Annotated in this window: 18 protein-coding genes, 1 other RNA gene and 1 pseudogene; 9 read left to right on the top strand and 11 right to left on the bottom strand. The window is 64.0% G+C overall.

All coding sequences use genetic code 11. The features are described from left to right. Positions 1 to 456: 456 nt before the first annotated feature. On the bottom strand, positions 457 to 1,872 hold the full coding sequence (locus tag WG899_RS13040; RefSeq protein WP_339596087.1) for a wax ester/triacylglycerol synthase family O-acyltransferase: 1,416 nt from the start codon (positions 1,870 to 1,872) through the stop codon (positions 457 to 459). A 104-nt stretch (positions 1,873 to 1,976) separates the two neighbouring features. Between WG899_RS13040 and WG899_RS13035 the strand changes: the two genes are divergently transcribed. Then, entirely contained in the window at positions 1,977 to 2,228 is a 252-nt protein-coding gene (locus WG899_RS13035) for an acyl-CoA-binding protein (RefSeq protein WP_339596076.1), read from the top strand. 63 nt (positions 2,229 to 2,291) lie between these two features. Here WG899_RS13035 and WG899_RS13030 read toward each other — a convergent pair whose 3' ends face one another. The 3 genes from WG899_RS13030 to WG899_RS13020 are packed head-to-tail and all read right to left on the bottom strand — an operon-like array spanning position 2,292 to position 5,826. Then, positions 2,292 to 2,645: a polyhydroxyalkanoic acid system family protein gene (locus WG899_RS13030; protein ID WP_339596075.1), complete on the bottom strand. Its 354-nt coding sequence runs from the start codon at positions 2,643 to 2,645 to the stop codon at positions 2,292 to 2,294. Between the two features lie 17 nt (positions 2,646 to 2,662). Continuing rightward, positions 2,663 to 3,745 (bottom strand): aminopeptidase, encoded by a 1,083-nt coding sequence (locus WG899_RS13025; protein ID WP_339596074.1) that lies wholly within the window; start codon positions 3,743 to 3,745, stop codon positions 2,663 to 2,665. A gap of 20 nt (positions 3,746 to 3,765) precedes the next feature. Beyond that, positions 3,766 to 5,826 carry a molybdopterin-containing oxidoreductase family protein gene (locus WG899_RS13020; protein ID WP_339596073.1) on the bottom strand — a complete coding sequence of 687 codons (2,061 nt, stop codon included), beginning with the start codon at positions 5,824 to 5,826 and terminating at the stop codon, positions 3,766 to 3,768. A gap of 65 nt (positions 5,827 to 5,891) precedes the next feature. On the opposite strand from WG899_RS13020, the gene WG899_RS13015 reads away from it, so the two are divergent. From WG899_RS13015 to WG899_RS12995, 5 genes are all read left to right on the top strand, one after another. Then, on the top strand, positions 5,892 to 6,260 hold the full coding sequence (locus WG899_RS13015) for a hypothetical protein (RefSeq protein ID WP_339596072.1): 369 nt from the start codon (positions 5,892 to 5,894) through the stop codon (positions 6,258 to 6,260). 79 nt (positions 6,261 to 6,339) lie between these two features. Beyond that, positions 6,340 to 7,536 carry a M20 aminoacylase family protein gene (locus WG899_RS13010; RefSeq protein WP_339596071.1) on the top strand — a complete coding sequence of 399 codons (1,197 nt, stop codon included), beginning with the start codon at positions 6,340 to 6,342 and terminating at the stop codon, positions 7,534 to 7,536. Between the two features lie 31 nt (positions 7,537 to 7,567). Then, entirely contained in the window at positions 7,568 to 8,650 is a 1,083-nt protein-coding gene (locus tag WG899_RS13005; RefSeq protein ID WP_339596070.1) for a M14 family metallopeptidase, read from the top strand. Next, positions 8,647 to 9,237 (top strand): DUF1415 domain-containing protein, encoded by a 591-nt coding sequence (locus WG899_RS13000; RefSeq protein WP_339596069.1) that lies wholly within the window; start codon positions 8,647 to 8,649, stop codon positions 9,235 to 9,237. Before WG899_RS13005 ends, WG899_RS13000 begins: the two co-directional genes overlap by 4 nt. Before the next feature lie 171 nt (positions 9,238 to 9,408). Next, positions 9,409 to 11,754, top strand: coding sequence for an ATP-binding protein (locus WG899_RS12995; protein WP_339596068.1), 2,346 nt, complete (start codon positions 9,409 to 9,411; stop codon positions 11,752 to 11,754). A 199-nt stretch (positions 11,755 to 11,953) separates the two neighbouring features. Here WG899_RS12995 and WG899_RS12990 read toward each other — a convergent pair whose 3' ends face one another. Continuing rightward, entirely contained in the window at positions 11,954 to 12,976 is a 1,023-nt protein-coding gene (locus WG899_RS12990) for a carbonic anhydrase (protein ID WP_339596067.1), read from the bottom strand. Between the two features lie 53 nt (positions 12,977 to 13,029). Continuing rightward, positions 13,030 to 14,266: pseudogene (locus WG899_RS12985) on the bottom strand (multidrug effflux MFS transporter). Positions 14,267 to 14,372: 106 nt separating this feature from the next. Here WG899_RS12985 and WG899_RS12980 point away from each other — a divergent pair. Continuing rightward, positions 14,373 to 15,383 (top strand): Gfo/Idh/MocA family protein, encoded by a 1,011-nt coding sequence (locus WG899_RS12980; RefSeq protein WP_339596065.1) that lies wholly within the window; start codon positions 14,373 to 14,375, stop codon positions 15,381 to 15,383. A 1-nt stretch (position 15,384) separates the two neighbouring features. Here WG899_RS12980 and rnpB read toward each other — a convergent pair. Next, an RNA gene (rnpB, locus tag WG899_RS12975) (RNase P RNA component class A) lies at positions 15,385 to 15,757 on the bottom strand. Positions 15,758 to 15,846: 89 nt separating this feature from the next. On the opposite strand from rnpB, the gene WG899_RS12970 reads away from it, so the two are divergent. Both WG899_RS12970 and cysK read left to right on the top strand, forming a co-directional pair. Further along, entirely contained in the window at positions 15,847 to 16,131 is a 285-nt protein-coding gene (locus WG899_RS12970; RefSeq protein WP_339596064.1) for a helix-turn-helix domain-containing protein, read from the top strand. A 47-nt stretch (positions 16,132 to 16,178) separates the two neighbouring features. Continuing rightward, positions 16,179 to 17,096 carry a cysteine synthase A gene (cysK, locus tag WG899_RS12965; RefSeq protein ID WP_339596063.1) on the top strand — a complete coding sequence of 306 codons (918 nt, stop codon included), beginning with the start codon at positions 16,179 to 16,181 and terminating at the stop codon, positions 17,094 to 17,096. 63 nt (positions 17,097 to 17,159) lie between these two features. Here cysK and WG899_RS12960 read toward each other — a convergent pair whose 3' ends face one another. The 4 genes from WG899_RS12960 to pyrC all read right to left on the bottom strand — a co-directional run bounded on the left by WG899_RS12960 (position 17,160) and on the right by pyrC (position 21,484). After that, positions 17,160 to 18,173, bottom strand: a complete 1,014-nt coding sequence (locus WG899_RS12960) for an FHA domain-containing protein (protein WP_339596062.1) — start codon at positions 18,171 to 18,173, stop codon at positions 17,160 to 17,162. Further along, complete coding sequence (locus WG899_RS12955) at positions 18,137 to 19,567, bottom strand: S1 family peptidase (protein ID WP_339596061.1); 1,431 nt, start codon at positions 19,565 to 19,567, stop codon at positions 18,137 to 18,139. The genes WG899_RS12960 and WG899_RS12955 overlap by 37 nt, the downstream gene beginning before the upstream one ends. A 79-nt stretch (positions 19,568 to 19,646) precedes the next feature. After that, positions 19,647 to 20,414 carry a DUF3025 domain-containing protein gene (locus WG899_RS12950; RefSeq protein WP_339596060.1) on the bottom strand — a complete coding sequence of 256 codons (768 nt, stop codon included), beginning with the start codon at positions 20,412 to 20,414 and terminating at the stop codon, positions 19,647 to 19,649. An 11-nt stretch (positions 20,415 to 20,425) separates the two neighbouring features. Beyond that, positions 20,426 to 21,484 (bottom strand): dihydroorotase, encoded by a 1,059-nt coding sequence (gene pyrC, locus WG899_RS12945; protein WP_339596059.1) that lies wholly within the window; start codon positions 21,482 to 21,484, stop codon positions 20,426 to 20,428. Between the last annotated feature and the right edge of the window lie 76 nt (positions 21,485 to 21,560).

Below are 21,560 nucleotides of genomic sequence, written 5' to 3'. Positions count from 1 at the left end.
ACTCCACTCGCTGCGCTCGTTTCGTTCAAACATGCTGCGCCAAGTCAGAAGTTGAAGCGCGCTGCGCGCGCGCCCCAAGCTGCTGCGCTGCTCGGCCCCTCACAAATCGCCCGGCAACTGCCCGGCCCGCAGTGCACTTGCATAGCGAGCGAGGTGCTTCGCCTCGATGACGAAATCCAAACCCGCAGGTGACCCGGCCTGCCGACGGGCGATTTGTGCCCGGCCGAGGGCGCAGCGGAACGGGTCAGGCGCGCGCAGCGCGCTTCAACTTCTGACTTGGCGGCACTTGTTTGAGCGCAGTGAGCGAAGCGATCGCAGCGAGTTTGCCGCCGCTGACACGTGCAGTGAGCAGCGAGGGCAGTCGGCTCGAAAGAGCCGACCCGGGCACCATGAGCACGGCGGCAGGCCGGGTCACCGGAGCGAGCGAACTCCAGCCGGGAAAGTGCGCCTAAAGCATCACTCCCACGGCAACATCATCGTCAGCATCAGTAACTTATCGAACTCAGGCGAGAAGCGATTGATGATGTTCTCGGGATCAGGGCAGAGTTGGGTGTCGGTGATCAGGCCAAACTGCACGCGTCCGGCGTAGGTGAGGATGCTGACGCCCACACCGATATCACCCGACTGCGGCACCCAAAACAAGACCCGCTCAACGGTGGAGCCGCAGAACTTCATCGGCTCGGTCGGGCCGGGCACATTGGTCATCACCGCCGTTGCCTTCTTGGCGAAGATGTTCAGCATCGCGTGCTGCACCGGCTTGATCAAAAGCCCCGCTACTGACAAGAGGCCGAAAGCCAAGACCGGCTGGAAGCTGCCTTTGAGCTCATTCATGCGCGCCTTGACCGCAAAGAGTCGCTCCACCGGATTGGCAATGCCGATCGGCAGCACCAGCGGCACCAGTCCGAAACGATTGCCCAGCTGATAAGCCTTGTCCAAGGGGCGCAAATTGACCGGTACCATGGCGCGAATTTCCTTGCCACTGGGGTCCTCGCCCTTGTCACGCAGATAACTGCCAATCGCACCGGCCACACAACTCAGCAGCACATCATTGATCGACGCCCCCAGGCCCTTACCCACCGCCTTGACGGCGTCGAGTTGCAGGTCATCGCCCCAGGCGACTCGCTTGGTCGTGCCGGGCTTGCCCTTGAGCCGGGTGTGCGAGTCATCCGGCATAAAGGCAAAGGCCGCGACATCGCTGACCGCTTGTGCGCCCATGCGCGCCATATCGACCGAGCTGTCAATCGGGTGCGGCGGGTGCATCCAGGCATCCACCGATTTGGCCATGCCGGAACCGGCCACGCCAATTGCTTTGATGGCCAGATCAGACATAGGCCGCAACAGGCTGTCGGTCAGCCAATCGGCGTCATCGCGCGGTTGCTGCTTGCGGCGCGGCGGCTGGCGGCCCCCATCGGTGATCGACAACATCACCGCCGTCAGCGCAATGCCGTCACCAATGCAGTGATGAATACGCACGATCAGGCCACTGCTGCCGTCACCCAGGTCTTCGATCAACTGAAATTGCCACAAGGGGTGGGCAGGATCCAGCGGCTGCATGGCCACCTCCCCCACCCGCTCCATCAAGGCCGCCTGCCCGGTTTGACCGGCCTTGCCGCGCACCGGCAACAAGACCTCGGCCACCACATGGCGATCGATATCAAAGTCTTCGTCGTCCACCCATTGGGCACCCAAGGCGTCCTCGACCACCTTTTGATGAAAGCGTGTGTACTGCAGGAGCTTGTCCTGCACACGCTCTTTCAAAGCGGCCAGCGTGATTTGCGGGCGCAGATACCAGACCCCGACGATCATCATCAGATTGGACTCGGTGTCCATGCGCAGCCAAGCGGTGTCCACCTTGGACATGCGTTCTTGCATTTGGGACAAAGCGGTCTCCTCGTGTTTTAGAGTCATTGCCCAACACAATGCTGGGTAATATGCTCGGCGTCCATCCCGATTGTTACCACTATCTAGGAGTCTCAATGAGCCTTAAAGACCAATTTGAAGCCGCCGTTGCAGGATCGAAGCAGTTGCCGGAGCGTCCGGACAATATGACTTTGCTGAAGCTCTACGCCCTGTACAAGCAAGGCAGCAGCGGTGATGTCGATGGTTCGCGCCCCGGTTTCACCGACATGGTCGGCCGCGCCAAGTGGGATGCCTGGAACGAACTGAAGGGCACCAGCCAGGACGAGGCGATGCAGAGTTATGTGGATCTGATCGAATCGCTGAAGTAAACCCCGATACGGGCAGCGCGCACAAGGCGCGCGCCCTGATCCGCAACCGACCTCAGTTTCGACTCAGGTCGGTTTCTTTTTACCCGCGGCCTTTTCGCCTTTCGAGGCTTTGTCGGCCTTCGCCGCATCCGCGCTCAGCAGCGTGTCCAACTCGCGTTGGATCTCGCCCTCGATGCTGCTCTTGAAGGCCCCCAACAAGAGGCCCAGCTTGGCCGTCAGCTCAAAGTGCTTGGCCGCGACGATCAACTCACCCTTGACGCCGGAGCGACTGAACTCGACCGTGTCGCTGGTTTTACCCTCCAACACCGTGCATTCCATATCGAACTTGGCCTCGACCTGCTCGGCCCAGGCCCAGGCGATCTCGCGCGCCCGCTTCAGGCCCAGTTCGTGGTCACGGTGTATGCGTATATCGGCCATTTTTTACTCTCCTGTTTTTACGGCTCGGCTGGCTTGCCCATCAGCTGCGATCTTCGCTCAGGCTTGGGTAAATTCGCCAAGCGCTTCACCTCGGCATAAAACCGTTGCCAATCATCACCCTGGCGGCTCAGCAAGGCGTCGAAGGCCGGCGTCAGCTCGGTATAGGCCGCCAGCAAGGCAAAGCTGGCATTGTTGGCGCGGGCGAACCAGCCATCAAAACTGCTGTCGCCCGCCCATGTTTGCTTCAGTTGCGCATAGTCTTGGCGCAACTCATGCATCAGCGCGGCCTTGGCCTCCCGCTTGCCTGCCGCGGGCTGCTGACTGGCGTACAGACTGAGCAGGCGGGCCCGGTAAGCATCGGTCAATTGACGGAATTGAACGCGGCGCTCGAGGCGGCGGCGGTGCTCGGCAAGTTCCACGGCACCGGATTCACCGGCCTCGCCCGCCTGACGGGCCAGCCAGGCAGCCGTGCCGCGCCGCTCGACCGTGGTGGCAAAACTCTCGTTGAACTGGGTGTCATCGGCCGCATAGGCCACCTGATGCGCCAACTCATGGAACAGCATGCCGGCCAGTTCGGCCTCCGGGTATTTGATGAAGGTATTGAGCAGCGGATCGCCGCCGAGCAGATTGCTCCAGCCCAGCGTCGAGTAGGCCGGCACCGGGTAGACCAGCACCTCCAAGCCTTCTGCGCGCAACTGCTCGGCATAAGCCTCGGCCTCGGCACGCTCGAAATAACCCCGATAGCCCACGCAACCCATCAGCGGAAAACACCAGGTCTTCATCGTCAGGCTCAGCTCCGGGGTGGCCACCACATTCCATACCGCGGCCGAACGGCCCAGGTCGGCATAACGGCGGTAGCTGTCGTTGTCGGGCAGCTTCAGCTCGCTGACGGAATAGCTGCGCAGGCGCTGACTCAAAAGCAGTCGCTCGCGCAAGGCCGGGGCCAAATCGGCGTCTCCCAGCCAGTCTTCTACCGGGCGGGCCGCCGCCATCAGGCGCAAATGCCCACTCAAGGATTGGCCCAGATAACCCAGTTGCGCACACCCACTCAGCAAGGTCAACAGCAAGCACAGCGCCGCCAGCAGGCTGGCTCTCGCCATGTTTGGGCTGCGCCCCCGACTCACGCGCCGACCACCTCTTGGGTTTCGGGCGATTGCTCCACCTCCACCAGGCAGTCATAAAACGTTGGCGCCGACCCGATATCGGTCAACCCCTGCTGAGTCACCTCGTTGACATTGCTGCCGCGCGGCCCGAGCTTGCGCCACCAAACGCCCAGGCCATTGACGACCCCCGGGCGCGCCCGCGGGCTGACACGCATGCGGCAGTGGTAGCTGCCGCGTTGGTTGTAGATGCGCACCATCGCCCCATCCGCCAGCGCCCGCGCGGCGGCGTCGTCGGCATGCATTTCCAACACCGGCTCGCCCTCGATGTCTCGCAAGCTCTTCACATTGACGAAGGACGAGTTGAGGAAATTGCGCGCCGGCGGCGAGATCATCGCCAGCGGGTAGCGCTGGGCAAGTTCAGGGCTGGACGCGCGGCTCTCGTAGTTGGGGACATAGTCGGCGCCCCCGGCCTGCGCACGGCCATTCGGCGTCAAGAACTGACCCTGCGCAAAGGGCGCCTCCTTCAGCGGCAAGGACTGCCAGCCCTGGGCGCGCAGGGCTTCGAAGTCGATCTCCGCGTTAAAGGTCTGGCGCGCCAGTTGCTCGTCGGTTTCGGCGAAGCAGGCCTCGTCAAAGCCCATCGCCGCCGCCAACTCACGGAAGATCTGTGAATTCGGCTTGGCCTGGCCGAGCGGCGCAATCGCCGGCTCATTGATCAATACGTCGGTGTGGCCATAGCTGCTGTGCACATCCAGATGTTCCAGCTGGGTGGTCGCGGGCAGCACATAGTCAGCCAGGTCGGCGGTGTCGGTCATGAAATGCTCGAGCACCACGGTGAACAAATCGGGCCGCTGAAAGCCCCGCACAACCTTGGGCGACTCCGGCGCCACCGCCACCGGGTTGCTGTTGTAAACGATCAGCGCCTCGATCTTGGGGCCAAGCTCCGCCGAGGCCGGTCGCAGCAGCTCATCGCCGATGCAGCTCATATTGATGCTGCGCGCCGGCGCGCGCCGCAACTCGGGCCGCTCCAACTGTGGATTTTTGTAGGGTGCAAACCAACCCGAGCTGGACAGCAGCAAGCCTCCCGACCGCTGCCGCCATGCGCCGGTCAGGCAAGGCAGCATGGCCACCAATCGCACCGCATTGCCGCCACCCCGCACGCGCTGCATGCCGTAGTTCAGGCGGATCGCCGCCGGCGCCGTGTTGCCATACTCGCGCGCCAGCTCACAGACCTCGGTGGCGGTGATGCCGCAAACCTCGGCAGTCCTTTCCGGCGGCCATTGCAGCGCCTTGGCGCGCAACTCGTCCCAACCGTCAACATGCTGGGCCAGGTAGTCGTGGTCCAGCCAGTCATGGACAATCAACTGATGCATCAGCCCAAGGGCCAGCGCGCCATCGGTGCCGGGCAGCAGGGCGATGTGCTGGTGGCATTTGTCGGCCGTCTCGGTCTTGCGCGGATCGATGCAGATCAGTTTGGCGCCGGCCCGCTTGGCCTGGTTGGCATAGGTCCAGAAATGCAGGTTCGAGGCAATCGAATTGCTGCCCCAGATCAGGATCAGGCGACTCTCGGCAAAGTAAGGCAAATGCATGCCGACCTTCTGGCCATAGGTCGCGGTCAAGGCCGCCGCGCCGGCCGAGGCGCAGATGGTGCGCTCCAGCAGCGAGGCCCCCAGGCGATTGAAAAAGCGTCCCGCCATCGCCTCACCCTGGACATAGCCCATGGTGCCGGCATAGCTGTAGGGCAGGATGGCTTGCGGGTCGCGCGCAGCGATGGCGCTCAGGCGCGCGGCGATATCGCTCAAGGCCTGGGACCAGCTCACCTCCTCAAAGCGCGGGGCCTCATGCTTGGCGCTGACCCGTTTCATCGGGCTCAGCAGCCGCTCCGGGTGGTAGCTGCGCTCGGCGTAGCGTGACACCTTGGTGCACAAGGCACCGTAAGTGCTGGGGTGGTCTGCGGCCCCCTGCACCTTGATCACCCGCCCGGCCTCCACCGTGATGCGCAGCGCGCAGGTGTCCGGGCAGTCATGCGGGCAGGCCCCTTTGACAACGATGGGTTCGGCTTGTGTGAGATCGTGCATGGCTGAACTATTGCACAAAGCCTGAATCGGATACCCTTGAGCCTGCAGCAGACATTGGGGACGCGATGAACGACTATGGCTGGCTGATCACATGCGGCGTCATCGCCGCGCTGACCGGTGGCGGCACCTACTGGTGGCTGGCGCGGAAACTAAGCGCCGCCGTGGCGCGCATGGGCAAGCTTGAAGCGGCCCGCGCGACGCTGAAGCAACAAAATGGCCAGGCGCGCAAACAGGTCGATCAACTGCAAACAGAGGTCGCCGAGTTGCGGCATGCGCTGAGCAAGATCGACGCCGTCAGGGCGCAGGAATTGCGCGTGCAGGCGGCCAGCCGCGCCCTGCCCGACACCGGTCCCTTCCTGGGCGACACCGCGCCACACCAAGCGCCGGCCGATGGCTTTGCGAAAACCCAGGTCTTTCTGCCCAGAAAAGACTGAGGCCGGGACGCCAATTCGGCGGCAGTAAACTGCCAGCCTCGGACGCCGGCCAGTGCCGCCGCCCCTCTAGAGAAAACCCATGAAGCCGATTGACTCGATTGTTAGCGACACGCCCGCCATCACCGCACTGCGGCGCGATCTGCATGCCCATCCGGAGCTGTGCTTCCAAGAGGAACGCACCGCCAATGTGATCGCCAAGGCCTTGACCGACTGGGGCATTCCGATTCACCGCGGCCTGGGCAAGACCGGCGTCGTGGGCATCATCAAGAATGGCAGTTCGGACCGCGCGGTCGGGCTGCGCGCCGACATCGACGCGCTGCCGATGAGCGAACACAACCAGTTCGCTCATGCCAGCACCTATCCCGGCAAGATGCACGCCTGCGGCCACGACGGCCATACCGCCATGCTGCTGGCCGCCGCCAAACACCTGGCGACGAACCGCAACTTTGACGGCACCATCTACCTGGTGTTCCAACCCGCCGAAGAAGGCGGCGGCGGCGCCCGCGAGATGATCAAGGACGGCCTGTTCACGCTGTTCCCGATGGAAGCGATGTTCGGCGCCCACAACTGGCCCGGCATGGCGGCCGGCCAATTCGCCGTCAAGACAGGCCCGGTGTTCGCCTCCAGCAATGAATTCAAGATCACCCTGCGCGGCAAGGGTGCCCATGCGGCGATGCCGCACAACGGCATTGACCCGGTGCCGGCGGCCTGCCAGATGGTGCAGGCCTTCCAGACCATCATCAGCCGCAACAAGCGGCCGATCGACGCCGGCGTGATCTCGGTGACGATGATCCACACCGGTGAAGCCACCAATGTAATCCCGGACTCCTGCGTCATCGAGGGCACGGTGCGCACCTTCACGCTCGAGGTGCTGGACATGATCCAGCGCCGCATGCAGCAGATGGCCGAGGCGACCGCTCAGGCCTTCGAGGTGAGTTGCGAATTCGAGTTCCGCCGCAATTACCCGCCGACCATCAATCACCCGAAGGAAACAGACTTCGTGCGCCAATCCTTGAGCGCCATGTTCGGCGCCGACAATGTGCAGGAGTTCGAGCCGACGATGGGCGCCGAGGACTTCAGCTTCTATCTGCAAGAAAAGCCGGGCTGCTACTTCCTGATCGGCAATGGCGACGGCAGCCACCGCGAAGGTGGCCACGGCATGGGCCCGTGCATGCTGCACAACCCTAGTTATGACTTCAACGACGACTTGATCCCGCTGGGCGGCTCGATGTGGGTAAGGCTGGCCGAGGCCTGGCTAAATCAGTCGCGACCTTGAGACCCGAGCCAACGCCAGCCGCCGCTCCCGCATGAATGCCGCCGCCCATTTTTCGCAAAGCTATGTCGAGGCGCGGGACAAGTTTCTGGCCGCCACGGCCGCCGCTGGGCTGGACGCGACACCGCATTGGCACCCCCTGCTGGGGCGCGATGGCGAGCGCCTGGCCATGGACGTGCTGCGCCATGGGCCTAAACACGCCGACCATCTGCTGATCATCAGCAGCGCCTGCCATGGGGTCGAAGGCTTTGCGGGCTCGGGCATACAGACCGGCCTGCTAAGTAATCCTGACTGGCTGGCCGCCGTCGCCGCCAGCGGCGTGGCCGTGCTCTATATCCACGCCTTGAATCCCCACGGCTTTTCCTGGTGGCGCCGAGTCACCCAAGAAGGCGTGGACCTGAACCGTAATTTCCACGACTTTCATGCGCCGCTGCCGCACAACGCCGGCTACGACGAAATCGCCGCGGCACTGCTACCGGCGCATTGGCCGCCCAGCCCGTCCAATGAGGCTCTACTGGCCGACTATGCGGCGAGGCATGGCGAGCGCGGTCTGCAAACGGCCATCAGCGGCGGCCAGTACGAGCATGAATTGGGCTTGTTCTACGGAGGCCGCGCACCGACCTGGAGCCAGCAGACGCTGCGCCATGTGCTGGAAGAACAAACCTCCGGTGTGAACAACTTGGCCTGGATCGATTTGCACACCGGGCTCGGCCCTTGCGGCCATGGCGAGCGAATTTTTGCCGGCAACGACGACGGCCTGGCGCTGGCGCGGGCAAGGCGCTGGTGGGGTGAGACCGTCACCTCGCTGACCGATGGCAGCTCGAGTTCCTCGCCCTTGGTGGGCCTGATGTGGACGGTGGTCAGTCAGATCTGCCCCGCAGCCACCTACACCGGCATTGCGCTGGAATACGGCACGCTCGAACTGGCGCAGATGATCGAAGCCTTGCGGGCCGACCATTGGCTGGCGGCCCACCCCGAGGCGCCCGGCGAGCAGGCGGCCGCCATCAAGCAACAAATACGCGATGCGTTTTACGTCGATACCGACGCGTGGAAACAAGCCCTGCTGGCGCAAGCGTTGGACGCTGGCCTGCAGGCATTGAAAGGTTTGAACGAATGAGCAGCACCTCGCCAATTCCAGAATTGAGCCCAGAACAGATTCAGCAAGTCCAGCAAGACACCCAGCTGTGGCTGGAAAAAGCCGTCATCGGCCTCAACCTCTGCCCCTTTGCCAAGAGCGTGCATGTCAACAATCGGCTGCGTTATGTGGTCAGCCAAGCCGACAGCCCCGAAGCCTTGCTGAAGGAGTTGGCGCGCGAGTTGTTGAGCCTGATGCGCGCCGACCCGGATGAGATCGAAACCACGCTGGTGATCCACCCACGGGTCTTGACCGACTTCCTCGACTTCAACGATTTCATCGGCGCCGCGGATGCACTGGTGGAAGACCTCGAGTTGGACGGCATTTTGCAGATCGCCAGCTTTCACCCCGACTACCAGTTCGGCGGCACCGAGCCGGACGAGATCAGCAACTACACCAATCGCTCGCCCTACCCGACCCTGCATTTGCTGCGCGAAAGCAGCATCGAGCGCGCCACCGAGACCATGGCCGACACCGATGCCATCTACGAAGCGAATATGCAGACCTTGGAAAAAATTGGCCTGGAAGGCTGGCGCGCGTTGGGCTTGAAGGTCAGCGGCAAGGCCTGAGCGGCGCTGGGGCAAGCCCAATTTACGCTGAGGGCGAGGAAATGGCCTCAGAATCTGATTCAGTCAAAGCCTCCGAGTGCCGAAACAACTCTGTGAGTGGCTCTGTTTATCGATCGCTGCTCCTGTAACTCCGCCAGCAAGCGCCCAACATCTCTGACCCAAGAGGCCTTTTTGAGCGAAACAAAAGCTTCCCGATCTCTGTTTGTCGCGATTGCGCTGGGCGCCAGCATTGGTCTGCTCGTGCCGGCGCTGATCGTTGGCGGTCTCTTGATCGGCCTGCGTGAGCCGCAAGTGGCCCAGACGGCACTGCAGCAGGAGATGGAGGCCAAGCTCGATGTGCTGGGCAGCAGCCTGCCCGAATTGCTCTGGAACCTGGACACCGTGGCCGCGCGCGAGGTGGTGGCCGCGGTGATGAAGTCGCCCGATGTGGTGCGCGTGGTGGTGCGGGATGCCTCGCAAGGCGCGCCCTTCATCGAGATGGAATTTCCAGACCGCCAAAAAGGCCGAGCCCTGAAGGGCGAACGCGAGGTGTTCCGCGGCGTGGCCCGCATCGGCCACCTGACGGTAGAGATGGACGACCACCTCAGCACCGCGGCGCTGACGCGGCAACGCTGGTTGTATGGCGCCACCGTCGGCGGCCAACTGATGGTCTCGCTGGCCTTGATTCTGGTGCTGCTGAACTCACGGCTGATGCGGCCGCTGCGCCGCCTCGGCGGCTTTGCCAATGACCTGGCCGCGGGCCGCTTCGACGCCAAGCTGCCGCAGGGCAGCACCGATGAAATCGGGCAACTGGGCGGTCACCTGGAGCATATGCGTGACGCCCTGCAGCAGCAGTTCGACGCCCAGCATGCCTTGATCGAACGCTTGCGCGGCATGGCCGAGACCGTGCCCGGCGTGGTCTACCAGCTGCGTCTTGGGCGGGACGGCAAGTACTCCTTCGCCTACGTCAGTGAAGCGGTGAAGGACTATTTCCAGCTCACCGCGACCCGGCTGGGCAAAGACGCAGAACGCTGGTTCGATCAAATCGCCGCGGCCGACCGCGCCGGCGTGCGCGACTCCTTACAGGTGTCGGCGCGCCAGCTGACTCCCTGGCAGCAAGAATTCCGCACCTACCGCGCCGATGGCAGCGAGCGCTGGCTTTACGGCAACGCGATTGCGCAGCTGGAAGAAGGCGGCAGCGTGCTTTGGCATGGTTTCCTGACCGACATCTCCAGCCAGCGCCGCGACGCGCTGGAATTGCTGCGCTACCGCAACCACCTGGAAGAATTGGTCGAGGCGCGCACCGCCGAGTTGGCCGAAGCCACCAAGGCGGCGCAAGCCGCCAGCCTGGCCAAGAGTGCCTTCCTCGCCAATATGAGCCACGAGATTCGCACCCCGATGAACGCCATCATCGGCCTGACCTATCTGGTGCAAAGCGACAGCACCGACCCAACCCAGCAACAGCGGCTGCAAAAAGTGGCCGATGCGGCCGAGCATTTGCTCAGCGTCATCAACAAGGTGCTGGACTTCTCCAAGATCGAGGCCGGCAAGCTGCAGCTGGCGCACACCGAGTTCACCATCATCCAGGTGCTGGACAACATCTCCAGCATGCTGGCGCAGCGCGCGGCCGAGAAGCAGCTGCAGGTGCAACTCGAGGTTCCCCAAGAGCTGGGCACCCAGATTTTGCTCGGCGACGCTCAGCGCATCAGCGAGATCCTGCTGAACTTCGGCGGCAATGCGGTCAAGTTCACCGAGCAGGGCTATGTGCGTTTCAGCGCCCTGCTTGAACAGGACCTGGGCTCATCGCTGCAGATACGCTTTGAGGTGCAAGACAGCGGCATTGGCATCAGCGAAGAGGCGCAGGCGCGGCTGTTCCAAGACTTCGAACAGGCCGACAGCTCCACCACACGGCGCTACGGTGGCACCGGCCTGGGCCTGGCGATCTGCCGTCGTTTGGCGAGCTTGATGCACGGCGAGGTCGGCGTGCAAAGTGCGCCCGGTGAAGGCAGCCGCTTCTGGTTCACCGTGCGTGTCGACAAGAGCAGCGCCAAGACATTGAGCGAGTTGCCTCAGGCCACGCGCAGCCACGCCGCCCGGGATCAGCTGCAGCAGTTCCGCGGCACGCGCATCTTGCTGGCCGAAGACAACGCAGTGAACCAAGAAGTCGCGGTGGCGCTATTGGGCAGTGCCGGACTGCAGGTCGATGTGGCCGAAGACGGCCAGGAAGCACTGCGCATGGCCAGCGAGCAGGACTACGGGCTGGTGCTGATGGATGTGCAGATGCCGATGATGGATGGCCTGGACGCGACCCGCGCCATCCGCGACATGGAACGCCAGCGCGGCAAACGCCGCAGCACCCCGATTCTGGCCATGACCGCCAACGCCTTTGCCGAAGAGCGGCAGCGCTGCCTGGATGCCGGCATGAACGACCATGTGGCCAAGCCGGTGGTGGCCGAGCAACTCTTTGCCACCTTGTACATGTGGCTGAGCCGAGACGAGAAGCAGCGCGCCAAGCAGGATTCCTCGGCGGCGCCATAAGCCTTTGGGTGGCGCAGGGCCACTTGAGATTCAGCGTTATGGGGTAGCGATGTATCGGCTCGGGATGAAGGGCCGGGCCGCTTGGGGCCTTTTGAGAGAAACGGGCCGACGGGCAACTCAGCTTGAATCAATCCCCAAGACGCTAGTCAGTTGAGGACGGAGCTCGCAGCTGCGCGGCTTCGGTCCGTCCCCAAAAACATTAGTTTGACTCTTTGATCAAACGCCCCGAGCCAGCCTGGATGGGCCGGGCGTTCATCGGGTAGAGGCGCGAAAAAATCGTGATCTGATTGGCGGACAGTTGCACCGGCGAGCGCATCACCATCCACAGCACGCCTTCTGAGCAGGGCGGCGTGGTCAGCGAGCCCATATAGGTGTAGTAGGCCCGATCACTGGGCAGCAACTGACTCAGGTCGACAAAGCCCGGGGCCGGCAGCGCCTCGCCCTTCTCCAGCGGCAGATTGTTCCAAATCGTCTGGATCAACGGCTGGTCGCGGCCGCGCTCGAGCAGCACCGCCACCACGGCGAGTTTGCCGTCCGGATCCTTGTGAACCAGATGAGCCACCATATCGAATTGGCGGCCGTTGATGCGCTCCTCGCTCGGGCGATGGAAGTGGAACTGCAGCAAATCGAAGCGCCGTCCCATCACCGTCAAGGCATTGCCTTGCGCCACATTGACCTGGATGGTGTGCCCGTTGTCGAGCACCGCGAAGCCACTGGGGCGGTAGTCAAACTGGATCTTCTCCAGATCAACGCGAATGCCTTCGCGGATATCGATCGGGCTTTGCCGCGTGCCGATGGCGCATTGGCGGTTTTCGGGGCTCAACTCGGCCCAGCGCTCCGGCGCACCCTCGCCCGCATAACCCCAATGGACATGAGGCGCAGCGTGGGCCGCAGGGGATTCCGCCTTGGCAGCGCCGCTCTTGGGGGCAGCTTTGGCGCCGGCCTTACCACCCTTGGCCTCGCCCTCTTCCGACGGCTGCTTATTGGCCACCTTCATTTGACCGCTTGCGGCGCCAGGGTTGTTGCTCAGACGCTCGGCCAAACGCTTGCGCAACACGTCCAGCGGCTCACCGCCCGCTTCGGCGGGCGCGGCCGCAGGCTCGGCCGATTTGGACTTGGGCTCGGACGCCTGCACACCTGCGCAGACGGTCAGGCTCAAGGCCAAAACTTGGACGGCCGCCGCCACACCGGACCTCGGCCACACTCGCAAACTAGAAACCATGGTTCGACTCTCCTGGGCGCTTGATCGCCCTGATCGTCTAGTCATCGGACGTTTTACCGCCCAGCTTGAGGCCGGAAGCCGCGCTCAGGCCATTTCGCGCTTGACCGACAACCAAGCGATCAAGCCGATCGCCATCATCGACAAGGAGCCCAGCGCCAAGGTCAGCGTTGAATACATCACCAGCGGTACCACCAGGCCGGCCACCAGGCCGTTGGCGGCACTGCCGATGCAGGCCTGCAAAGAAGACGCCATGCCACGCCGCTCGGGCACCTCATCGAGCACCATCAAGGTCACCACCGGCACCATCAAGGCCCAGCCGAAGGAGAACGCTCCAATCACCGGCAGGGCCCAGAAAGGGCTCGGCGGCAAGACCAAATTCAGCAGCACATTCAGGCTGGAGAACACAAACATGATGGTGAAGCCGCGCCGGATCTGCTGCTTGGGGCGGATCTTGCCCGCCAAGCGGCCGCTCAACCAGGCGCCCCCCATGATGCCGCCAATGGCAAAACAGAAGAACCAGAAGAACTGCGTTGGCGCCAGGCTCAGGTGTTGACCCAAGAACACCGGGGCCGCCAAGACATAGAGAAACATGCCATTGAAGGGAATGCCGCTGGCCAGCGCCAGCAACACGAAGCGTCGGTTCGAACACAAACGCCAGTAGTCACGCAGCAAGGGCTTGACGTGAAACGGTTGGGCCATGTCCTTGTGCAGCGTCTCGGGCAGCAGACGCCAGTTGGCGACAAACAGAGTCACCCCCACCGCGACCAGGAACCAAAAGATCGAATGCCAGTCGGCATGCACAAACAAAAAGCCACCGATCATCGGCGCAATCGCCGGCGCCACGCCGAAGAAGATGGTCACCTGCGACATCACCCGCTGCGCCTCCGAGGGCGCAAACATATCGCGGATGATGGCCCGCGACACCACCATGCCGGCGCCCGCCGACATGCCCTGCACCGTGCGCCAAAACACCAGCTGGCCAATGCTGCTGGACAGCGCACAACCGACCGAGGCCAAGGTGAACACTGCCATGCCCCACAGCACCACCGGCCGGCGACCGAAGCTGTCGGACAACGCGCCGTGGAAGAGATTCATCACCGCAAAGCCGAACAGATAGCTCGACAGCGTCTGCTGCATCTCGATCGGCGTGGCCTTCAGCGCTGCCGCGATGCCCGAAAAGGCGGGCAAATAGGTATCGATCGAAAACGGCCCCAACATCGCCAGGCCAGCCAGCAAAACGGCCAGGGCCCAACGCGGAGCGCGCCACAAATTACTGGCTTCGGGATTCATGTGAGGCGTGCGGCGCGTCAGGGACGGCGCCATGATTGAGCAGCCTTCCAGTGTAATCGGCGGCCCTAAACTGCCGGCTTCAAGGGATTTGCTGGACGAACAAACAATGCATGACGGTCGATTGAATATTGGCGTGATTGGCCTTGGCGTGATGGGGCAAAGGATGCTGGCCCGGCTGGCCGCTCACGGCCGCTTGCAGGCCCAGTCGGTTTGGGATGCCAACCCGGCCGCCATCGCCGCCACGCTGCAAGCCTATCCGCAGCTGCGGGCCGCCCACAGTGCGCAAGCCTTGATCGCCACACCGGGCTTGCACAGCCTCTACATCGCCACCCCGCCGGCGCCGCATATGGCCTTGTCCGAACTGGCCTTCGATGCCGGCCTGGCGGTGTTTTGCGAAAAGCCATTGACGGTGGATTTCGCCGCGGCGCGGGCCTGCATCGCCCGCATCGAAGCCCAGGGCCAGCGCGCGGCGGTGAACTTCGCGCTTGCTTCTTCACAGGGCTTGGCGTTGCTGCAGCAACAATTTGGCGCGCCTGGTCAGCGCTCAACTCAGCAATCGCTTGGCGCCTTGCAACAGGTTGAACTCGAATTGGCCTTCGCGGCCTGGCCGCGGCCCTGGCAGGCGGCCGCCGGCGCTTGGCTGGGCGAGCGCATCGAAGGCGGCTTCAGCCGCGAGGTGCTGTCGCATTTCATCTTTGCGCTACAGCGGGTCTTGGGGCGCGCGACGGTGCTGCGCAGCCAGGTGGAGTACCCGTCGGACGGTGTGTCAGCCGAGACCGGCCTACAGGCGAGCGTGGACGCATCCGGCGTGCCGGTGCACATCAGCGGCCGGGTGGGCGGCGAGCAGGCCGACCTGAACCGTATGCTGTGGCGTGCCGAAGCCGGCCAGACCGAATTACAGGAGTGGTTCGGCCGCATCGAATGCCGTGACGCGGCCGGGCTACCCAAACCGCTGGATTCGGCGGCTGCCGAGCTACGACTGAGCGGTCAGCGCGAGCAACTGGATCAATGGGTGGCGCTGATCGAGGGCCGCCCACACGGCCTGCCCGGCTACGCCGAGGCCTTGGCCGTGCAAGAAACCGTCGAAACGCTGCTGCAGGGCCAGACCGGAACATAAAGAGTGAAGCAAGCCGATAGGCCGGATTCTGTGCAAGACCTGACCCTTGCGGGCCCGGTCCTGTGACCGCCATTCCTCTTGGCCGGACATCGCTGCCCGGCTCGGTGCCACCTACCCGCCAGCTCTGCGAGCCGCATCAATACTGGCCTACTTGGTGTTGCTGCGCGTAGAGATTGCCCGTTTCACCCGACCCCGGAGGCTGCGCTTCCGGTCCCGCGGCGCTTGCGCCCCGCACGTTTGATCGACTCGTCTCTGTTGCTCTAATCCTCGGCTCACGCCGGACAGCCGTTAGCTGCTACGCCGCTCTATGCAGTCCGGACCTTCCTCCAGCCCCAGGTTTCCCTGATCGGGCCAGCGGCGGTCTGGCTTGCTTCACAGCCGGCATTATCGCCCAGCGCGACTCGCCAGCGGACAGAGCCACTTTGCCTCTACCATTCAGTCCTCATCCACCGGGCCTCGCCGCATGCCGCACCTGACCACGCTTGACTTAGCAACACCCACTGGCGACGAACTGAAAGCCGCCCGCATGGCCGCCGGCCTGAGCCAGGTCGAAGCGGCCCAACTGATGGGCTATCCGGTGCAAGCCGGCAGCCGCGGTGGTCTGCAGTCGCGCACCTGGCAGGCCTTGGAAAGCGCCGGCGACCCCCGCAATATGCCGGGGCCCGTGTTTGCGCTTTTCCTCTTGATGACCGAGCAACATCCCGAGTACACGCTGGTTCGCAAAGACGGCTGCGCCGCTAACGGATAAGCCCGACGCCAACCCATTTCTCGCTATCTCACCGAAGGAGTCCACCGATGAAAGCCGACAACGTTCTCGCCACCATTGGCAACACACCGCATATCCGCATGCAACGCCTGTTCGGCGCGCAGGCCCAGGTCTGGGTCAAATCCGAGCGTAGCAACCCGGGGGGGTCGATCAAGGACCGCATCGCACTGGCGATGGTCGAAGACGCCGAAGCGCGCGGCTTGCTCAAGCCCGGTGCCACCATCATCGAGCCGACCTCGGGCAACACCGGCGTCGGCCTGGCCATGGTCGCCGCCGTCAAGGGCTACAAGCTGATTCTGGTGATGCCGGACAGCATGTCGGTCGAGCGCCGCCGCCTGATGCTGGCCTATGGCGCCAGCTTCGACCTGACCCCGCGCGAAAAAGGCATGAAGGGCGCCATCGCCCGCGCCCAGGAATTGATGGCCGAGCACCCCGGCTCCTGGATGCCACAACAGTTTGAAAATCCAGCCAATATCGCCGTCCATGTGCGCAGCACCGCCGAGGAAATCTTGGCCGACTTCCCGGGCGGCCTGGACGCCTTGATCACCGGTGTGGGCACCGGTGGCCACATCACCGGTTGCGCCCAGGTGCTGAAAAAGGCCTGGCCAAATCTGAAGGTGTTCGCGGTGGAGCCTGCTGCCTCGCCGGTGATCAGCGGCGGCGCGCCCAGCCCGCACCCGATTCAAGGCATTGGCGCCGGCTTCATCCCCGCCAATCTGCACACCGATTTGCTGGACGGCGTGATCCAGGTCGAGGCCGAGGAAGCGCGCGAATACGCACGCCGCAGCGCCGCGCAAGAGGGCTTGCTGGTCGGCATCTCCAGCGGCGCCACCTTGGCGGCCATTGCCAAGAAGCTGGCCGAACTGCCGGCCGGCTCGCGCGTGCTGGGCTTCAACTACGACACCGGCGAGCGCTATCTGTCGATCGAGGGCTTCTTGCCGGCCTGACGCAAGCGCTGCGCCAAGCCGTCAACGCGTCCCGGGTTCAGGCCCGGGGCGCGTTTTTTTGGCTCAGTCCTCGGCCGGCGCGTCGACGCTGGGGCTGTCATTGTCCTTATTGGCCTGGCGCGCCAACTCGGCCTCTAGCGGTTTCAAAGCATCGATCAGCGTCGTCGTTGGCTTGGGCTCAACAAGGCGGAAGGACGGCGGCGGCAAGCTGCTCAGATAGGCCGGGCCCAGCCAATGCTGCTGCTCCTGGCGCCTGGCCACCGTCAACACCAGCAAGGTCAGCAGGCCGGCCCCGACGGCCAGCGCCAGCCCGTGGCGGGCACGCGGCCAGACCAGACTCGCATGCCACCACAGCAAGGCCGCAACCCCACAGGGAAACGCGAGCGCGTCCAGCACCAACAAACGGGGCAGCGAGAAGGCATAGGCCAGCAGCGGCAGCAGCACCGCCACCAGATGCAGGCCGGTCACGCCGATCAAGGCGCGTCGCAAATGCGTGACGAAGGGAAACCGGTGTTGGAACAACTGCGTCACCAGCGACCACAGCGCCGCCCAAGCCAGCAACACGATCAGCGGCAGCAGCACCGCCCCGCTGTACTCGATCCACGGCGAGCCGGGGTTCAGGCCCGACCATTGGTCAAACCACAGCAGCCCCAGCCAAAGCAACAACAAGCCAGGCACCCAAGCCGCCGCCACCTTGGCGGCGCGCAGCTGATGCTGCTGCATCGGCAATTCCGGGGCCATCGTTTCGCTGTCGCGGCGCCAACGCAGATGCGTGGTGCCGAGCTGGAATAACTCGGTATCCCCCAGATCCACCCGCTGGCCCGGCTGCAAGCGCGCTTCGCCGAGCCAGCCGCCATTCAGGCTGGCCATCATCTCCAGCCGCGGCCCGCCCTGTTCATCCCAATGCAGGCAAGCATGTTCGGCGGCCAGGTGGCCGTCATCCAAGACCAGCTCGCAGCGCGGCGCGCGGCCAATTCGGGCCGGCCATTGGCTGATGCGTTGAACCAGGCGCGGATGGCCATCGCGGCCGAGGACTTCGATTACCGCGATGCGTTGTTGGCGCTCTTCTTGTTCCACGCGAAGCCCTCCAGGTAATGCGCGGTCAGTTTCAGCGCGTTGTCAAAGCTGACGCCGCGGGCGTCAAAGCGGCCAAGGGCACCCTCGGTGGCCGCATCCACCGTGGTCACCAAGACGCTCAGGTCATGGAGACCGGCCAGCTTGCGGTAGGCGCGCATGCAGACCACGGCACGCAAGGGCAATCCATCGCGGGAGACAAACTCCTCCTTGCAAAACGGCGCGGTGCGGAACTTGTCCTCGCGCCCCAACCGCTCATTGCGAAAACTGCCCGAATACTGCTTGGCAAAGCGGATCGGCCCCAGCTTGGCGCCGTCATAGGCCTCGTGCGACATGTCCAGATAGCCAGTCTGGATTTGACCGCTGACGAACACCGCATGCTCCATGCGGCACTGCGAGCGCTGGAACTCCAGGCCCTTGGTATCGGCCGGCGTGCCGCGACCCCAGCAGCGCATGAACTGCTCCTGCGGCACCGGCAGCAGGTAATGTGCGTGTCCCGCCGAGGCCCAGGGCTGGGCAATGAAGCGGCTGCTCAATTCCTCTTGATAAGCCAGCAACTGCTCGCGCAGACGCGGCCAGGCCGGGCTGCCCATCGGCTTGGCATTGCGGCTGCGCTCAAACAAGGCCTGGGCAAACGAGCCCGGCACCAGAAAACTCATTTGCTGGGCAAAGAACATCGCCGAGACATTGACGCCGACGACGCGCCCTTCTTCATCGACCACCGGGCCACCGCTCATACCAGAGTTGATGCTGCCCGAGTAGTAGATCAGCGGATCGAAACTGCGCTCGACCAAGCCATTGAAATTGCCCTCCACCACCGCAAAGGCGACGTCATGCGGATTGCCCATCGAATAGATGCGGTCGCCCTTGGACAAGGGCTGCGAGGCCGGCCTGAAGCCCAGCGCACCGCGCGCCTTGAGCGCCCCCGGCGTGGCGCGCAAGAGCGCCAAATCGCGCCGCACATCAAAGTCGAGCAACTCGAGTTGCCCCTCCTGCCCCTCAGTGGTGGCGAAACGCAGGCGGTAGCGGTCCGGCTCCAAGGCGAACTGGCTGATGACGTGGTAGTTGGTCAGCACATGCCCGTCTTCGCTGACCAAAAAACCGGAGCCGACCGAGGCCTGGCTGTCCTGCGTCTTCAGCAGCGTGCGGATCTGCAGCAATTGCGAGCGCGTGCTGTCGTAAAGCCTGCGTGCGCTGGCCGACACCGCGGCGGGCGGCGCCGAGGCGGCAGGGGCCACCGCAGGCATCGCGAGGGCCGGCGTCGGGCTCGGATTGGCGTTCGGACCTGGGCGCGATTGCGCCGCGGCCCAGCCGCAGCCGACGCTCAAACTCAGCGTTACCAACAACCATGCCGCTGCGCGCAGCGCCCTGCCCTTGGGGCTAATGTGGATCAGCAAGCGAGGTCCCATCAAAAAATGAGCGGCGAGTATGCCGGAGTGCAGCGCTCGCCGACCGAGGCGAACTGCTGCGCCGATGCTAGCTGGTTTGCGGCGCGGGCAGCGGGCGAAATACCTGGCGGTCCGCATAGAACTCGGGGCTTTCGTTGGCCGGCCACCAACCGGGCACGCCCAGCACCGGCAGCGGCAGAAAGGGCTTGCTCTCGAGCCAGTCCAGGTCGAGCGCCGCATCCGGCACCGGGCTGTCGGGCGCCAGCATCGGCTGGATCAAGACATGGGCGCAAATCGGCTTGCGCGGCTGTTGCAGCTTTTCCATCAAGGCATGCCCAACCAAGCGCAACCGGGCCTGCGCCCACAAGGGCCGCAGAGCGCCGAACAAGGCTTGCCAATCGCGCCGCGCCAAGGCTTCGCAAAGCGGCGGTGGCGCCCAGAGCAGAGCGGCGTTTTCGTCCACCACCGTCAAGGCATCGCGCAGCGGTCCTCGCAAGGGGCCCACGACACCGCCCATGCGCTCGATGGCCACCCTATGGCCCGCGTTCAGCCCCGCCTTCAAGATCGGCCAATGCAGCCACATCAAGCCATTCAGCAAGTCGTGCACGTTGTCGCGCGTCGGCACCGAGGCAGTGCGATGGATGAACACTTCGTAGGCCTCGCCTTCCGGCAAGGCGGCCTGCGGCACGAAGCGCAATGGGCCCTGCGGCAGGACGATGGACGAAGCCTGCGGTCGCCGCTGCAAGGCCCTATTGAGGGCCTCTGCCACCGTGGCCCCGGCAGCCAGATCGGCGCTCAAGACCTGACCCTGCTGGCGGTACGGCGCCATCCAGGGCGCCGACCAATCGATCTGCAACAGCGCCGGGTTCAGAGCAGTTTCCAGCCCAGGGTTTCGCCGCCGCGCAGCGGCTTCAGTTGCGCATCGCCGAAGGGCACGGCACTGGCCAGCGTCCAGTCTTGTTTGGCCAGCGTGACGCGGTCGGTGTTGCGCGGCAGGCCGTAAAAGTCGGCGCCATTGAAGCTGGCAAAGGCCTCCAACTTGTCCAAGGCGCCCATCGCCTCGAAGGCTTCGGCATACAACTCCAGGGCCGAGGCCGCGGTGAAGCAGCCGGCGCCGCAGACCGAGTTTTCTTTCATCTGCGAGGCATGCGGCGCGCTGTCGGTGCCGAGGAAGAACTTGTTGCTGCCTGAGGTGGCGGCCTTCAACAAGGCTTGGCGATGGACCTCGCGCTTGAGCACCGGCAGGCAGTAGTAATGCGGGCGCAGGCCGCCGGTGAAGATGGCGTTGCGGTTGTAAAGCAGGTGTTGCGGTGTCAGGGTCGCAGCGGTGTAGGCGTCGGCTGTTGACACATAGTCCGCCGCCTCTTTGGTGGTGATGTGCTCGAACACCACCTTCAGCTCCGGCATATCACGGCGCAGTGGCTGCATGACCCGGTCGATGAAAACGGCTTCACGGTCGAACACATCGATCTCGGGATCGGTGACTTCGCCGTGCACCAGGAAGAGCAGGCCTTCGCGCTGCATCGCTTCCAGCACCTTGTAGGTCTTGCGGATGTCGGTCACGCCGGCATCGCTGTTGGTGGTGGCGCCGGCCGGATAAAGCTTGAGGGCCACCACGCCTGCATCCTTGGCGCGTTTGATCTCGTCCACCGGGGTCAGGTCGGTCAGATACAGCGTCATCAAGGGCTGGAAGTTCGAGCCTTCAGGCACGGCCGCCAGAATTCGCTCACGGTAGGCGGCGGCTTGCTCGGCCGTCGTCACCGGCGGACGCAAGTTCGGCATGATGATGGCTCGGCCGAACTGACGCGCCGTGTAAGGCACGACGCTTTGCATGGCCGCGCCATCGCGCACATGCAAATGCCAGTCGTCAGGACGGGTGATGCTCAGCTGCTGCGCAGCCACGGAGGGGGTGGATGTTTGGGCCATGGGGGGATTGTCCCAAATCTCTCAGCGCAACTTCCAATCCGACGTTTTTTTGCAGTCTGCTTTTGCGAGCGCTGGA

Origin of the sequence: Paucibacter hankyongi, assembly GCF_037482915.1 — a bacterium.
Lineage (GTDB): Bacteria > Pseudomonadota > Gammaproteobacteria > Burkholderiales > Burkholderiaceae_C > Paucibacter_A > Paucibacter_A hankyongi.
This window is presented reverse-complemented; position numbering and strand designations above follow the sequence as displayed.